Annotated in this window: 10 protein-coding genes; 5 read left to right on the forward strand and 5 right to left on the reverse strand. The window is 39.5% G+C overall.

The window, feature by feature from the left end; genetic code table 11:
* Positions 1 to 216: 216 nt before the first annotated feature.
* A complete protein-coding gene (locus DUT70_RS17175) occupies positions 217 to 1,338 on the reverse strand; it encodes a glycosyltransferase (RefSeq protein WP_240432181.1) in 1,122 nt (373 codons plus the stop codon).
* Between the two features lie 711 nt (positions 1,339 to 2,049).
* Here DUT70_RS17175 and tgt point away from each other — a divergent pair.
* The 5 genes from tgt to DUT70_RS17210 all read left to right on the forward strand — a co-directional run bounded on the left by tgt (position 2,050) and on the right by DUT70_RS17210 (position 9,399).
* Positions 2,050 to 3,180: a tRNA guanosine(34) transglycosylase Tgt gene (gene tgt, locus DUT70_RS17185; protein ID WP_113648602.1), complete on the forward strand. Its 1,131-nt coding sequence runs from the start codon at positions 2,050 to 2,052 to the stop codon at positions 3,178 to 3,180.
* The gene (locus tag DUT70_RS17190; protein WP_113648603.1) at positions 3,181 to 4,284 is read left to right on the forward strand and encodes an LptF/LptG family permease; all 1,104 of its coding nucleotides are present in this window, start codon (positions 3,181 to 3,183) and stop codon (positions 4,282 to 4,284) included.
* 379 nt (positions 4,285 to 4,663) lie between these two features.
* Positions 4,664 to 5,152 (forward strand): SRPBCC family protein, encoded by a 489-nt coding sequence (locus tag DUT70_RS17195; protein ID WP_113648604.1) that lies wholly within the window; start codon positions 4,664 to 4,666, stop codon positions 5,150 to 5,152.
* A gap of 1,186 nt (positions 5,153 to 6,338) precedes the next feature.
* A complete protein-coding gene (locus tag DUT70_RS17205; RefSeq protein WP_113648606.1) occupies positions 6,339 to 9,113 on the forward strand; it encodes a hypothetical protein in 2,775 nt (924 codons plus the stop codon).
* A gap of 4 nt (positions 9,114 to 9,117) precedes the next feature.
* Complete coding sequence (locus DUT70_RS17210) at positions 9,118 to 9,399, forward strand: LapA family protein (RefSeq protein WP_113648607.1); 282 nt, start codon at positions 9,118 to 9,120, stop codon at positions 9,397 to 9,399.
* A 679-nt stretch (positions 9,400 to 10,078) separates the two neighbouring features.
* Here DUT70_RS17210 and DUT70_RS17215 read toward each other — a convergent pair.
* The 4 genes from DUT70_RS17215 to DUT70_RS17230 are packed head-to-tail and all read right to left on the reverse strand — an operon-like array spanning position 10,079 to position 16,565.
* Positions 10,079 to 11,845 carry a Kelch repeat-containing protein gene (locus DUT70_RS17215; protein ID WP_113648608.1) on the reverse strand — a complete coding sequence of 589 codons (1,767 nt, stop codon included), beginning with the start codon at positions 11,843 to 11,845 and terminating at the stop codon, positions 10,079 to 10,081.
* A 1-nt stretch (position 11,846) separates the two neighbouring features.
* The gene (locus tag DUT70_RS17220; protein ID WP_113648609.1) at positions 11,847 to 14,657 is read right to left on the reverse strand and encodes a M16 family metallopeptidase; all 2,811 of its coding nucleotides are present in this window, start codon (positions 14,655 to 14,657) and stop codon (positions 11,847 to 11,849) included.
* Positions 14,658 to 14,665: 8 nt separating this feature from the next.
* Positions 14,666 to 15,130 carry a hypothetical protein gene (locus DUT70_RS17225; RefSeq protein ID WP_128353382.1) on the reverse strand — a complete coding sequence of 155 codons (465 nt, stop codon included), beginning with the start codon at positions 15,128 to 15,130 and terminating at the stop codon, positions 14,666 to 14,668.
* A 7-nt stretch (positions 15,131 to 15,137) separates the two neighbouring features.
* Positions 15,138 to 16,565 carry a RagB/SusD family nutrient uptake outer membrane protein gene (locus DUT70_RS17230; protein WP_113648611.1) on the reverse strand — a complete coding sequence of 476 codons (1,428 nt, stop codon included), beginning with the start codon at positions 16,563 to 16,565 and terminating at the stop codon, positions 15,138 to 15,140.
* Between the last annotated feature and the right edge of the window lie 4 nt (positions 16,566 to 16,569).

The following is a 16,569-nucleotide window of genomic DNA, read 5'->3' on the forward strand; positions in this document are numbered from 1 at the left end:
AAAAGAGGGATTAGGGACTAGGAGTTAGTGGCTAGGAACTAGTGGTTAGGAGTTAGGAGCTAGTAGTTAGGAGCTAGTAGTTAGGGGCTAGGAACTAGTGTTTAGTACTTGTTGCGCAAATTTACGTTTAGATGGTAGCCCATCTTTATTCTTTGCTCCTTGTTCTTTATTCTTTGTCCTTACTCCTAAATCCTTTCTCCTTATTCCTTTCTCACACTACTTCCACTGCACTTTCTTTACAAAAATGGATAGTATGGCGTTGAACACTAAAAAGGCCATCAATATAATATCCAAAATTGGGAACCACCATCTTAATTCGCCATAATTTAACCTTTTCAGCAATTTAGGATAAACAAAACTTCTGATGATTAAGCTCAGCAAGAAAATGCCTGCTGCAATAAAGCGCGTATTGGGTAAAATGGCCAAGCCAATTACTAAAGCATAAAAACAAAACTGAATGGCTATTTGTGCAGAAAGTATCAACTTGTGCTTAGGCTTATAGAATTTTCCTGCGCCAATATGTCTTTTCTTTTGGCGTAGGTATTCAAAAAAAGAAGTTTTCGGCTCGCTCCATACTTGCGCTTCCTTATGGATTTGAATAATGGTATTGTCGGGCCTAGCATTGGCATTCACAAATAAATCGTCATCACCCGATGGGATGTGCATGTGCGCTGCAAAACCTTTGTTTTTAAAGAAAAGCGTTTTTTTATAGGCCATGTTTCTGCCTACTCCCATGTAGGGCATGCCTTTTATGGCAAAAGACAAGTAATTAACGGCGGTAAAAAATGTTTCGAAACGGATCAAGACATTCAATAGGGATTTTCTTTTGAAATAGGGAGAATAGCCTAGTACGATCTCTGTATCATCGTCGGTAGGTTGCTGCATTCCTTTTAGCCAGTTGTTACTTGCTGGTTCACAATCTGCATCGGTAAACACCAACCACTCGTGGCTAGCGGCTTTAATGCCCATGGTTACGGCAAATTTTTTCCCCGCTATAAATTTATTTCCTTCGGCTACGTGTACTACCTTTAAGTTGTTGTATTTCTTCTCTAACGCTTCCAACAAATCTACCGTTCCATCCCATGAACGATCATTAACTACCACCACTTCAAACTGTGGATAGTCCTGTTCAAATAAGCTAGGCAGGTATTTTTCTAGGTTAGGTTTTTCATTGCGTGCGCAAACAATTACGCTAATGGGTTTACGGTCTGCGGTAGGCAGGTCGTTGATAGGGTATTGCGCTAATTTCAAGTGTACGCCTAAAACATAGTAAAGATGTATCAGGAAACAGATGCCCAGAGCGCTTAGCAAGCAGATTTCGAGTATGTTAAATTCCACGATGGTATTATAAAGCTAGCAAAGGTCTGTTTTTTAATTTAATTTGTGGGTATTGTTGAAAAAATTGGCTAGTGGCTAGTGATTAGTGGTTAGTGGTTAGTGGCAAGCTGCCTAAGATGGTTTCGTTCCTTGTAATTATTTTTCCCGCAGATGCCGCAGATTTTACCGCTGATTATTTTTTGGAAAAGCAGTTGCGGTGGTGCTTCGGTTTGTGCAGTCCCGCTTTACGTTACAATCTTTTTGTGATTGCTGGTACTCAAAACCTCGTAGGTTTTAAAAACCTACGGGGTTTATTTGGCAACTGCTACAAAAAGTATTTCCCCTAAAATCGGGTTTAGGCAATTTAATTTGTGCAGGGAAGCTGTTTGATAAACCCGTAGCAGCTGTAGGTTTAATGGGAAGGGATAAAATCTTTGCGTAAACTTTTAAAACCTTTGCGGTTAGTTTATCATCGCAAAGAAAAAAGAGCAACGCTAAGAACGCAAAGTTGGTATTTTTATACCGCCTTATGTTATTTAAACCCGATTGTAGCGGGCACGAGCAGCGGCGCTAGCGGTGCGAAGTAAAGCGGAAAGCGGGACTTACTTAGATAGCTGTAGTGATCTTGCTTTTCTAAGAAAATAATAGTGCCGCCCAACAATTGGCTTTAAGCATTAAGCTATTTGACAATTAATCTTTACTTTTGTCGGATTTTGAAGAGGACAGCAACGCATGAAATTTAACTTACAGGCAAAGGACCCAAATTCCAAAGCAAGAGCGGGAGTAATTAGCACTGCTCATGGCGATATACAGACCCCTATTTTTATGCCTGTAGGCACCGCGGGAACGGTAAAAGCGGTACACCAAAAAGAATTAAAGGAAGATATTAAAGCTCAAATTATACTGGGCAATACTTATCATTTGTACCTGCGCCCTGGTTTGGATATTTTAGAACCTGCAGGTGGTTTGCACAAATTTATTGGTTGGGACAAACCTATTTTAACGGATAGTGGTGGTTATCAGGTTTATTCGCTAAGCCAAGTGCGAAAAATAAAGGAAGAAGGGGTTACTTTCCGTTCGCATATTGATGGGTCTAAACATTTGTTTACACCAGAGTATGCGATGGACATTCAGCGTACGATTGGTGCGGATATCATCATGGCTTTTGATGAGTGTACGCCCTATCCTTGCGACTACAAATATGCCGCGAACTCCATTAACATGACCCACCGTTGGTTGAAGAGGTGTTGTGAGCGTTTTGATACGACGGAACCTAAATATGGCTACAACCAAACTTTATTCCCTATTGTTCAGGGTTCTGTTTATAAAGATTTAAGGGTAAAATCTGCAGAGTTTATTGCTTCGATGGGCCGTGAAGGTAATGCCATTGGCGGTCTTTCGGTAGGTGAACCTGCTGAAGAGATGTATGCCATGACTGAAGTGGTTTGCGATATTTTACCTTATGAAAAACCTCGTTATTTAATGGGCGTTGGTACTCCAATCAATATTTTAGAGAATATTGCGTTAGGAGTAGATATGTTTGACTGCGTAATGCCTACTAGAAATGCCAGAAATGGGATGTTATTTACCAGAAATGGGATGATTAACATTACCAATAAGAAGTGGGCGAGTGATTTTTCGCCAATTGACGTGGAAAGCGACTTATTAGCCGATCAGGTTTATTCGAAGGCTTACTTAAGGCATTTAATGCAGAGTAAAGAGATATTGGGCTCGCAAATTGCTACGTTACACAACTTACATTTTTATTTATGGCTGGTAAACCAGGCCCGAGAAAAAATTATTAGCGGCGAGTTTTATGAGTGGAAAAACAAAATGGTTACTATCTTAGGAACAAAACTCTAAATGAAATTTCTTTTTCGACGTTCAAAGCTCATAGACGCCTATATTATTGGCAAATACCTAGGTACTTTTGTGTACACGTTAGCGGTATTTGTGGTGGTTATTGTGATTTTTGACCTTTCGGAAAAGCTAGATGATTTTTTAGAGAACGACATGACGATTTGGGAGATTTTCTCTCAATATTACGCGGGTTCTATTCCGTTTTACGTGAACATGCTCTCGCCTTTGATGAATTTTATTGCGGTTATTTTCTTTACCGCAAAAATGGCCGACCAAACGGAAATTGTGCCTATTTTAAGTGGTGGCGTAAGTTTCAATCGCTTTTTAAGACCTTATTTCATCTCCGCTTTTATCATTTTTGCTTTAAACTTGGGCGCTAATCTTTTCTTGTTGCCTTATACCAACAAGATTAAGAATAGCTTTGAAAACCAAGTAATTAAAAAGAACGATCCTTATACGAAGTCGAATATTCACATGAAAATAGATGAACATACGTACATCTTTATCGACAATTTCGACAACCGTAGTAATATAGGCTATAGATTTACGCTAGACCGCTTTAAAGGTGACGTATTGGAAAAAAAACTAATGGCCGAGCAGATTAGCTACGACTCGGTAAAAAGGGTTTGGAAACTGAGCAATTACACTACACGTAATATCGATGGTTTAAAGGAAAGCATGGTGTATGCCAATACTAAAACCAAAGATACTGTTCTGGATATGAAACCAGACGATTTCTCGGTATACGACAACGTGGTGGAGAGCATGACCAGCAAGGAGTTATCAGACAAAATCAAAAAAGAAAAGATTAGGGGTTCTGGGGTAATGAATGATTTGCTTTTTGAGCAGTACAAACGTTTCATACAACCTTTATCAGCTTTTGTGCTTACCCTTATTGGGGTAGCATTATCGTCTAGGAAGGTGCGCGGGGGCGTGGGCTTACCGTTGGGAATTGGAATTGTACTGAGTTTTTTGTTTATCGTGCTGAATCAATTCGCCAAGATGTTCTCGACTAAGGGGGGGTTACCGCCATTGGTTGCCAACTTGTTGCCTGTCATTATATTTGCCATACTTGGTTTATATTTACTACGAAGAGCGCCTAAATAGCATTTAACAGCATATTTAACCACATAGACACATAGTGCGTATTTGCATTTATGATGGCCCAATGGGTTCTTTAAAAACAGCCAAAGCTGATTCACTACGTTTAAAAAGCTCAAAACCTTCGCGGAAAAAAACCAGTATTCTCTATGTGTCTATGTGGTTCATCTAGATTGCTTTCCGTTTTAGGAACGGCAAATCCGAAAAGAAGTTAATAAAGAAAATATTAACCACATAGACACATAGGGCATTATTTTGACCTACAATAACGTGTAATCTTTTAAAGAATAAATAACGCTGACTTCCTGTAGAATGGAGAGAAATTGCTTAGACTGGAGATATATCCATAAATTGCAAAATAATTAAACCTATATACTTAATTTCTATGCCAAAAATTGAGCTTATCACGAAAATAAACGCTCCCGTAGCGATTTGCTTTGATTTGGCCAGAAGTATAGATTTGCATCGGATTTCCACCTCACACACTTCCGAAGAGGCTATTTCAGGCGTCACCAGCGGACTTATTGGACTGAATGAGTATGTGACTTGGAGAGCTACTCATTTTGGCATTCGACAAACGCTTAGTTCGAAGATTACGAGCTTTGATAGACCTTATTATTTCGTAGATGAACAGATCCAGGGTGCCTTCAAATCTATTCATCACCTGCACAAATTTGAGAAAATAAATGGTGTCGTGGTCATGACTGACTACTTCGAATTTAGTACTCCTTATGGGATATTCGGAAGACTTTTCAACGCCCTTATCTTAACCTCGCATCTTAGAAAATTACTCCTCAAGAGGAATGAAATCATTAAGCAATATGCCGAAACAGACCAATGGAAATTGGTATTGAACGAGCAAGAATACGCCTAAAAAAAGCATAAGTTAAGAACCAATTTTCGTTATACATTTCCTCTATTTTGCAACCCAAAAAGTCTTAAAGCAGTTCAAAAAAAACTACTTAAAAAGCCCGATTCCTTGTCTCGATTTCGAGTCGATTTCAACTCAAAATCATCTGTAAAAAGAAGGAGAAAAGGGCAAATCATTCAATCAAAAACAAGCCAAAAATAGCGCCCCGCCAACAAGATTATCGAGCAGCAAAACACGCTAAAACAGTCAAGCAAATCACTCCGAAAACACACCCATTTTACCGCTCAATTCAAGCATTATTTTGCATCAAAAAGCATGCTTAAAAGCAGCTAAAAAAGGTAGTTTTTCCACTCAAAAAAACACCCACAAAACAGGTGTATTTCTGAAAGATTTTCGACCATTAAAACAGTCTAAAATCAATCAAAAAACAGTGAACAAAAACCTCCAAATTAGCTACTATCACACCTCCAAAAAGCTGCCTAAAGCAAGCGAACATTCCCCATCTAACAAGGGTTAAAAGCACACTCATTTAGCAGTTCAAAAAAAGACCAACGAACTGAATGACCACCCCAACATTTTCGAAAAAACACTTACAAATCACCACTTGAAAAATCTATACTAGCGCTAAAAACATAGAATCAAAACAGACCTTTAGCAAGTACTCCATCTACATTACGCCTTCAAAAAAATGCTTTAAAGCAAAATAAAAAATTACACTATCTACCCGACAATGTAGGAGCAAAAATCAGAGCGATACTATCACAAATTTTCAAAAAAACTTTGCAAAAAGAAGCTTCCATTTCTTCAGCAAATGAAAATATTTCTTCATTTTTTATCATATTTCTTAAGCTACAACTGAGCCATTGACTAAAAATTCCTCATACATTTCCAAAAACTGCATGAATTTTACCGCAAAAAAATAAGCGTCAATAGTGTACATATTATATCGGCAAAATAGCTTATCTTAGAAATCGAAAATAACGCCATAAACCAACAAAAACACCAATAAAAAATTCAAAAAACACACTAAAACACTCTTTAACATATCATCATTTAACAAATTAAAAATCAACATCATTAAAACAACCACATCAACAATCTATAAAAATAAAATACGCTACTAAAGCAAAACAAAAACTAATATTTTTAGCAAACATTTTATATCCCTCACCATTAAAATAAAAATCAATTGAAATTCAGAATATTACTCCTATCGGTATTAAGTTTTTATTCACTAGAGGTTTTTTCACAATTTTTTGATGAAAGTCAAACGCCGCTTAGTGTAAAATGGAGGCAAATTGATCACAGGGGCTTCAAAATCATCTATCCCAACTCGCTAGAAAAAGAAGCGCAAAGAATGGCCAATACGCTAGCCTACATCTACCCTACTGTGGGCAAAAGTTTGGGACAGCAAAAAACACTGATCCCAATCGTGCTACAGAACCAAGGGACCACCTCAAATGGCTTCGTTCAACTGGCCCCAAAAAAATCACAATTCTACACTATGCCCTCTCAGCAGTTCGACAGTCAGGACTGGCTAAACAACCTAGCGGTGCACGAGTTGAGGCACGTGGCGCAGTTCAATAAAATCACTGGAAGTGCAGGCTTCCCCTTTCCCGAAGAAGTGTATTTTGGTTACATCGGCGTAAGCACTCCACTTTGGTTTTTGGAGGGCGATGCGGTGAGCACGGAGACCTCACTTACCTACTCAGGAAGAGGTCGCCAACCCAGCTGGATTATGCCTTTCAGAACCTCCATTTTAGAGGGCAAAAAATTCAACTATTCCAAGGCCTATTTTGGCTCCGAAAAAGATGTCACACCAGGCTATTATCAACTCGGCTATTTGATCAATTCTAACCTCCAAAAAAACTACGGAAATAACATCGGAAACGAGCTGCTTTCCGACCTCAACAAACGCCCCCTAAGACTCTACCCTTTTTCGCAAAGTCTGAAAAAAATTACGGACAAAAACACCAAGCATTATTACCTCAAAACCCTCGAAGATCTAAGGTCGGCTTGGAGCAAACAAAACGAGCAAAATTCGACCACCGATTACAAGAGTTTAAATCATAAAACTACCTATGCCACCAACTATCATTTACCTACCCAACTGCCCGATCAAAATATCCTAGTTATCAAACAAAGCAAGAGTGAAACACCAGGTTTTATCAGCCTCGCTCCCGACGGAAAAGAAAAGACCTTATTGAAGATTGGTTACCAAGAACAACCTTGGTACAGTTACGGAAATGGCAAGGTCGTTTGGGACGAACGAAGAGAAGACCCGAGGTACAAACAGCGAAGCTATAATGTGATTTGTATTTACGATTTGCAAAGTGGCAAAAAGCAACAACTCACTCACCAAACTCGTTTGTTTGCACCAAGCATTTCTGGAGACGGCCAAAAGCTCATTGCTGTAAGAGTAGACCTCGGCAACCAAAACACGTTAGTGACTTTGGATATGGCTACTGGAAAAATCATTGATAGTTTGTCCAATCCAGAGAATTACCAAATACAAACTCCCGCCCTTAACCACGACGGCAGCAAAATGGCATGGATTACCGTTACCGAAAAAGGAAAGTCGCTTTGGCTAAAAGAAGGCCAGAATTTAAGTGAATTAATCAGCAATAGCAGACAGCAATTGAGCAGACCCATATTTTTTGGCAATAAAATCGCATTTAACGCTCATTTTAGCGGAGTAGACAATATTTACGAGATAGAACCCGCCTCTAAAAAAATAAACGCGCTAACGGCTTCTAAATACGGCGCCTTTAACGCAAGCTTCTCTACTGACGGTAAAACGCTTTTGTTTAACAACTACCAATTGATGGGTTACGAAATCGCCAAAACCGAAATCAACCCCACTGTTATACCAGAAGACCACTTTGTGTACTTCGGTCAGCCGACCAAAGCCGAGGACTACGTATTTGCTTATGTCCCAGATAGTACTTTTAGCTCCAAAAGCTATAGCCCCCTCAAACACATGTTCAACTTTCATAGCATTAGCCCCACTTCCGATGACGACGTAGAGCGTGTAGGCTTACAATTTAAATCCGACGACCTACTTAATACCACCAGCGTTTATGCAGGCGTTACCTACGAGAGTTCACTACGCCGTTTTGAGTACAATGCTGGTTTTAGATACAAGGCACTTTACCCTGTCATTAACATCAACTATCGCAACCGACCACGTTTGGCCAACTATCGCTTCCAAAACGCCATTCACCAGGCCAAATGGCGTGAAGACTATATCAGCCTTACCACTTCCCTGCCTTTAAGCTTCAATTCGTTTAACCACCTGTTTAGCTTTATTGGCGAGGCGGGAACCTATTATGTGAACCGTCATTTCAACCCTGTTGACGATCAGCGACTGGTGAATACCATCGAATTCCCGATGACTTATCGAATAAGCTTTAACCATCAAGTACGCAGTGCGGAAAGAGACATCGCGCCAAAATGGGCGCAGCTTATCGAGCTTAAATATCAAAATCTACCGTTCGACCGCAGCCTAACGGGACGTCTTTTTGCTTTCGAAAGCTTCTTCTACTTCCCTGGCTTGGCCAAAAACCACACCCTATTGGCCAGCTTTAGCTACCAACAAAACAGCGGCACCTTCAGAACCGTGAACGATATTCCTACCGTGTATGGCTACAACCAAATCAGGGCAAAAAGCCTACTCAAAAACACACTATTGCTTAACTATCGCTTCCCTTTCCTTTTTCCTGATCTCGAAATTGGTCCATTTGCCTACATCAGAAATGTGAGAGCAAACTTTTTTAGTCATTACGAAAACATTGGCAAAGAAACCAACTTGGCGCAGCCCAAAACCTTTGGCATCGAATTGCGTAGCGACATGAACCTTTTGCGCTACCAACCCGTGGCCGATGTGGGTGCCCGTTTAATTTTTGTTAACAACATCTACCATCAAAATCCTATATTCGAAGTATTATTCAACTATTATTTCTGAGATCATGAAAGGCAAAACCATATCCATCATTGTCATTACTGCATTATTGACTTTGTTTTTAGTGGCCAACAACGACGCTGTTGAGTTTAATTTCCTTATTGGAAAACCCGTAGAAATATCAAAACTTATCGTTATTGGCATCTGTATACTCATTGGCTTTATTTTGGGCTTTATCGCTGGTCGTCCTCGTAAAACCTATAGCAGCTACAACGATGAAGTGGAGAAAAACTACACCAACGAGCAAAAGAGTACGCTAAGCGACGAGGATAGAGATTATATCAGTTAGTTTCTTTGAAAATCAGGGGCAATAGCCATTAACAACTCTCAGCCCTGCTTTTCGGCTTTAGTCCCTTGCTTCGCTTCGGGTGCTGCCGCCTACAATCAGGTTTAATTGGCAAAGGGACAAGAAATGATTAATGGTTAATGGTTAATGATCAATGGGCTCCAATTAAACAGTTTTCAGTGAGCAGTTGGTAAACAACATTAAAAATCACCACATTACAAACATCAATCAGCGGCAAAATCAACGTAATCTGCGGGACAAAAATCAGCCAACAAAGTTCAAAGATCTTACTTCGTAGCTGCTTTCGCGGTCTCCACAAGGTCGAGATGACGGTATAGCGAGGGATTACGATATAGGAGCGATGTGAACTAACTAAACAGTTTCCAGTGAGCAGTTGGCGAACAACATTAAAAATCATCACATTACAAACATCAATCGGCGGCAAAATCAGTGTAATCTGCGAGATAACAATTAGCCAACGAAGTTCAAAGATCTCTCCACAAGGTCGAGATGACGACATAGGGACGGGATGACGGTATAGGAACAACGTAAACTAATGAACAAGTGAACCAATGAACTACTTCATGAACCAATGAACTATTTCACTAGCAACTAGCTCCTAGGAAACAAAAAAGGCCAGTATTGCTACCGACCTTTTCACGACATAACTAACCCTAAATAATTATTCGTATTTGTAAACTACTGTTTTGCTGGATGCAGATAAACTGGCCACGACATATATCGAGCCGTTTGGTGCAGCCTGCATATCAAATGCAGTTACTTTTTCATTAATGATTTTACGCTCGGTGTTCCAGTTATTGGTGGTTTTGTTTAAGGTTTTCACCACTAAGGAAGTTGCATTAGCATAAGCAAAATACAAGTCATCCTCCTTGTCAACTACCAGAGCGAAAGTATCTGAAACTGCGCCACTCAATACACCATTGCCAATTTCCTGCCAAGCATTAGCCCCAGCATTGTATTTCATTACGTGGTTCATCCTGTTAGCGCCTGAACCTACTTGGAAAGCCAGATAAGCTTGTCCAGTTTTATCAACCGCAACGGCAACCGATTGGAAACCTACCAAACCATCAGGAGCTGAGAAAGAAGTTGGTCCTACAGCAGTCCATACATTATTGGTAAACTTGTACATCGAAGGTCTGTTTGCACCAGTGGTTCTTTCCATTAAGCCTAAATAGATATTTCCGTCCAAACCTCTAATCAGGTTATTTTGGAACATTGTTTTTCCTGCTAAAGCACCTGTAGCATCGCCCCATTGACTATTTTTATAGCTAGTTACGTAAACACCTCTTTGCGGAATGCTAGGATATTCCGTGGCATTGCTTTGCTTAGTCATGGAAATTACTGGCACATCGCTGGCATCTATGGCCATTGTCAGGTAATCCACCTTCATAGGCGTGAATCTATTATTGCCAACATTTGCCCAAGCAGCACCTGTATATTTTTTAACAGTACCTCTTTGTTCTGCGTTTAAATAGTCCTTATAAGCAATATAAAGCTCGCCTGTACTATTAAAAGCAATAGTTTGCGCATCAGCTCTAAAATCGGAAATACCCAATTTATCACCTAGGTTTTGCCACTGTCCACCCACGTATCCCATTACCGCTACTTTTCTGTTATCTGTAGCAATGGTTAAGCCATCTTCACCTTTACCCGTACGTTGATAAATAAAATACGGATTGTTGTTGATTGGATTGATCGCCATTTTTGGAGAGGTAGCGGTTGGCACCGTTAAATTATCTCCAAAAAGTTCCCATTGTTTACCCAAAAACACCACATTTACTTTGTAGTCAAACGGTGTCGTTAATGATGCTTCGTTTAATGTGTAGGTTACTTGGCTGTCAAAGTTATTTGCAGTTACTTTACTTTGTTGGTCTACGCCCCCCACTTTCAACGTTGCGCCAGTAGTAGTGGTAAATCTGGCTTTAAGTCCTAAAAAAGAAACCGTTTCTGGCAAGGCCACTTCAACCTGCAAACCTCTAATTACCCCTACATAATCAGTAGGTAAACTTGGGTTATCCTCTTTATAGAAACCATAACTGATTAAGGCAATTTTCTTGCTTACGGTTACCGCATAACTTCTGGTACTTTTGTCCTCCGCCTTTACTCGGTAGCTTTTGGCAGTGGTAAAATCCTGTATCGTAATGCCTGATTCTTGCACTTCCGTGCCCACTTGTACAATGGTTCTTGGGTTATCCGTTTTAAAAATCGCCTTTAGTTCCGTTACATCTGCTTCGGTAGGCACGGTTACGGCAATGCTCCCATCGGTAATTACCCCTTGGTATTCCTTTTCTACATTCTGGGCATCTTTTATTTTAAAAGAAAATGATTCGATACCCTTAGCGTACATTACTGGATCTTTTTTACAACCAGCCATCACTGCTATTAAAAGCAGCAAGGAAACGCTCAGTTGGTTAAAAATGGTCTTCATGTTATTTGTTTAAAGTCTTAAAGTTTTCTGGCATTAATATGGCCTTAATACCAGGTTGGTTGATGATATATTTTTTTGCATACTCGGCAATTTCCGCTGGCGTAATGCTGTTCACCATTTCTTCGTATTTGGTGAAATAGCTAAAGTCTTTGAAGCCGAAATAAAACTGGTTTCTTAATGCGGTACTCCAGAACAGGTTTTTAGTCGATTGCTTTTTGTAGCTATCAATTTGTTGGATCTTGATGTTCTTTAGGTCCTCTGCAAAATAATCTGGGCGACTGGCCACCTTATCTAATTCTACTTGTACTTGTTTCACCAAGAAATCTGCGGCCTCAGGTGCGCAACTAAATGACACCCGTGAGCGGATCAATGGGTTAGGAATACTGGTAGAAGAAACTGAAACGCCAACGCCATAAACTCCTGAGTTCTCCTCGCGAAGGTTTAAACGCAATTTTACTTTCAGCACTTCCTGCAACAGCGTTTGCACCAAAATATCTGGATAATCATATTTTACGTCGTTACTTTGGTAAAAGATGTTGACCGTGCTTTTAGGCGCTTTACCTGCATACATTAAAATATCTTTTGCTTTGTTCCCACCTGTTGGGCCTTTGTATTTGAAATCTTTGACATAATCGCCTGATGGCAAACCACCAATATATTGTTCGACCATTGGCTTGATGCTATCGAGGTTAAAATCGCCAACAATTACAAATTGGAAATCTTTAGCCGAGCCAAACCTGCTTTTAAATACAGGAATGATGTTTTCAAATTTCACCTCTTTGTTGATACGTTCTATCGTAACATCTGAGGCAAAATCGTCATCACCTTTTAAAAGCTCAGAAATGGCCTGGTTATAGGCGTAATTCGGAGACAGCTTCGCATTTTCCAACCCTTCCAATGCCTTACGCTTGGCTTGATCGAAAGTAACCTTATCCGCATTTGGATACATCCATTTCAGATACATCAGTTGGAACATGGTTTTGGCATCTTTCCAATCCGCATTGGTGACCACGCCCTCTCTGTTTCCCGAAAGAATAAGCACTGCCGATGCAGAGTTACCCGTTAGAAATTGAGTCAATGCTTTTCTTCCAAAGTTTCCTGCACCACTTAGTCCAGTGACTGGTTTCACAAACTGTGCAGTAACATACTGGGTAGAATCCAAGGCGTACATTCCACCTTCTCTAAAGCCCGAGATGGTTAAGTAATCCTTCTTTTCTTTGGTTTGCTTGATGTAAACCGTGGTTCCGTTAGACAACGACCATTTGGTTACCCCAATTTCAGCTAATTGTTCTTCTTTAGTTACCTTGCCCGCTATTGGTTGTTTTTCCAACAACTGCTTTGGAACCTCCACTTCATCGTTCCAAGGAGACACTTTTTGTTTCAGCGCATTGGCCATTAAAGTTTTTAATTGCGCTTGGCTTGGCAACAAAGCTTTGTCTTTTTCTGGCGCTGTAAGCAGTACCACCATGTTATCTGGGGTCAACTTAGTCTTCAAAAAGTTAAGTAAACTTACTGAGTCTATTTTTGCTGCATATTTAAGGGCAAGTGCTGTGCGTTGTGGTTTATCCATCATCACACTACCTACATAAAAATCTTCATGCATCTCATTCAAATAGGTTTCAGCCTGGCTTTTTTCTTCCTTCGCTCCTCTCTTAATTGCCGCCATATATTCTTCACGGTATTTCGAGATTTCCTCAGCCGTAAAACCATATTTCAGGATACGTTGCAGTTCCAACAGGTAATTTTCGATACCGCTCTTCACCTGATCACGATACAAAGAAACACCACCAGCAACCACGCCATTTTTTAGCACAATATTGCTGATAGAGAAGCTACCATCCTTGAAATTGTCGCTCAACTGTGAAACTCTGCTGAATCTATTTTTTGCCAAGGCGTTAAAGAAGCTTCTGATTTGCTGTTGCTGATAATCTTGTTCACTTTTAATGGCTCCCGAAGATTTGATTTTATGGAAGAAACTGAAATCAATCGCTCTGGCTTCCTTATCGGTGACAATAGAGAATAAAGTATCTTTATGGCTTGGTAGCTCATAATATACTCTTGGATCTTTGCTTTTGGCTTTGTACTGGGTAAACTCCGCCTTAATGTATTGTTCTACTTTTTTAGGATCGATATCCGTGACGATGGCGATGGCCATTAAATCAGGGCGATACCATTTCTGATAAAAATCTACAATGGTTTGGCGTTTAAAGCTTTTGAGGATATCCACTTTACCAATTGGCAGTCTCTCAGCATATCTTGATTTGTTGAATAGCACTGGCAGATATTGATCTCTCAATCTATTTTCTGCACCTTGTTTGCTACGCCATTCTTCAATCACTACACCACGCTCCTTATCAATCTCTCCTGCATCAAAAGTAACACCGAAAGCCCAATCAGCCATGATATCGATCGACTTCTCTAGATTTTTCTCTTCTTCAGTATTGATGCTGATTTTATAAACGGTTTCGTCGAAACTGGTATGAGCATTTAAATCGGCCCCAAATTTCACCCCTTTTGATTCTAAGAAAGTGATGACATCATTTTTAGAATAATGTTTAGTGCCGTTAAAAGCCATGTGTTCCACAAAATGTGCTAAGCCAAGTTGCTTTTCATTCTCTTGCAGAGACCCTGCGTTTACAAACAAACGCAAGGTTGAGGTTCCAGGGTCTTTATCGCTTTTGTAGATATAATAGGTAAAGCCATTAGCCAATTTCCCCTTTACCAAATTTGGATCTTGCTTAAGGGTTTGGGCAAAGCCTACTGTGCAAAGTACTGTTAAAATGAGGAGCGTTGTTATTTTCTTTAAATTCATTACGCTGCTTATTTTTTAGTGATGATTAATTCTTTTTGTAATTGATCAGGTCCTGGCAAACCAATTGTATAGTTCTTGCTATTGCTCAACAAACGAATGGTTATGGTGTTATTTTTTGTAGCGTCTACCGGAGCAGCTATCCATTTAATGGTTACTGGACGCTCAAAAATACCATTAGGAAAGTTTAGGGTATTGCCCTGGGTAATCAATTCGAAATCACGACCAGCCAACAAACCGTTACCTACAATTACTTCATATTTAAGGTCAACGGGTTCAAATTGTAGCTTGGTACTGAAATAAACTTTATAGTCTGTTTGATCATTTCGGTCCGCAGCTACCTCAACAGTCGATCTATTTGCAACGTGAATATGAAAAAATGGATGGTCATAAGGTTCAAATTCATCCTTACACGCCGATAACATCGTTATGCTTAGCAATAACGATAAGATATATATGTATTTATTCTTTTTCATCTAGATTTTAGTTATATCCAGGGTTTTGTTTCATCCCTTTATTTGCATCTAATTCTTTAGTGGTAATAGGCAATACGAACTTATCGTTAGGGTAAGTCAGTGTGCAAACTGTAGAGTTACAATCTACACCACGCGTTAAACTTTCTTTTCTCCTTACAAGATCATATAAACGGTGCCCCTCAAAGCATAATTCTCTATTCCTTTCCTCTGCAATCAACCTATACAAATCATCAGGAGACGGATTACCAATATTGATCGTTTGATTAGGATGAGCTCTTTGAGAAATGACACGTAAATCTTCCTTAGCGTCATCATATTTTTTTAAATTCCAATTTGCTTCAGCTCTATTCAGGTATACTTCTGACAACCTTACTACTTTTATAGCATATGCTCCAGCGGTATATTTAGTAGTATATATCCTGGGAGAATTAAGCGTATTAAAAAGCTGAGTTTTTCTGATATCGTCAGCATCGAACGTATTTAACAGCTTCGATGAAGCACCATATTGACTTGCAAAAATAACATTCAACTCTGTAATGCTAACTTTTTCAATACTAGCACCAGATAGTTGGAATAAAATCTCTGATTTTGTTGACGACGTATTTGCATTTGGGGTGTAAGTAGAATATAACGATTTATATTCGGTAGCCGTTGCTAATTTATACCTCGTATCGGCGATAACTAAGTTTGAAGTATTTAAACAATTTTGCCAGTCGCCTTTGTATAGATACACCCTAGAAAGCAATCCAAGTGCTGCCTGATAATTAACCAATGCCTGATTGGTAAAATTATTGTACTTGTTCAACAAAGGCAAAGCACTCGTTATATCTAGTAAAATCTGGTCATAAGTTTGTTTCATTGACCTTCTAACCACGTTTTCTCCAGGAGAAGGTGTTTTAGTTAACACTGGCACACCAAGATGAGAAGCATCTGCCGTAAAATTATATGGCTGAGCATAAACTTTGCTCAAATCGAAATGGCACAATGCCCTTAGTACCAAGGCCTGCCCTTCTATAGTTTCAATTTGGCTTAACTGATCCGGGAATTTTTCCTTTAATGCAGGTAAAGCATTAAGCACATTGTTAACATTATTTAGCGCTTCGAAAACGCTAAGCCATATATGACCAGTTACAAGGGCGTCATCTTCTGGTGTACTGCTAAAATTAAACGACTGACCCATAAATTGCGCTGCAGGAGTTGGGGTATAAACCATATTATCAGACGCTACATCACCATGCATCCCAAATTCGTCTCTATTGTAATCTAAAACCAATCTATATGCCCCTACCAAACCTAATTGGGCTCCATTAACATCCTCAAACAATACCTGCTTTCCAACTTTACCAATTGGTTCCTTTTCTAGAAATTTCTTACATGAAGCAAAGCTGAAAACCAGCATGGCCATTAAGGTTATTTTGTATATTAACTTATTCATATTA

This window comes from Pedobacter chitinilyticus (genome assembly GCF_003313385.1).
Classification (GTDB): Bacteria; Bacteroidota; Bacteroidia; order Sphingobacteriales; family Sphingobacteriaceae; genus Pedobacter; species Pedobacter chitinilyticus.

Excerpts from the sequence above, each read along its gene's own strand:
- DUT70_RS17210 (WP_113648607.1), top strand. The coding sequence starts at position 9,118 with ATGAAAGGCAAAACCATATCCATCATTGTCATTACTGCATTATTGACT.
- DUT70_RS17220 (WP_113648609.1), bottom strand. The coding sequence starts at position 14,657 with ATGAATTTAAAGAAAATAACAACGCTCCTCATTTTAACAGTACTTTGC.
- DUT70_RS17215 (WP_113648608.1), bottom strand. The coding sequence starts at position 11,845 with ATGAAGACCATTTTTAACCAACTGAGCGTTTCCTTGCTGCTTTTAATA.
- tgt (WP_113648602.1), top strand. The coding sequence starts at position 2,050 with ATGAAATTTAACTTACAGGCAAAGGACCCAAATTCCAAAGCAAGAGCG.
- DUT70_RS17190 (WP_113648603.1), top strand. The coding sequence starts at position 3,181 with ATGAAATTTCTTTTTCGACGTTCAAAGCTCATAGACGCCTATATTATT.
- DUT70_RS17195 (WP_113648604.1), top strand. The coding sequence starts at position 4,664 with ATGCCAAAAATTGAGCTTATCACGAAAATAAACGCTCCCGTAGCGATT.
- DUT70_RS17225 (WP_128353382.1), bottom strand. The coding sequence starts at position 15,130 with ATGAAAAAGAATAAATACATATATATCTTATCGTTATTGCTAAGCATA.
- DUT70_RS17230 (WP_113648611.1), bottom strand. The coding sequence starts at position 16,565 with ATGAATAAGTTAATATACAAAATAACCTTAATGGCCATGCTGGTTTTC.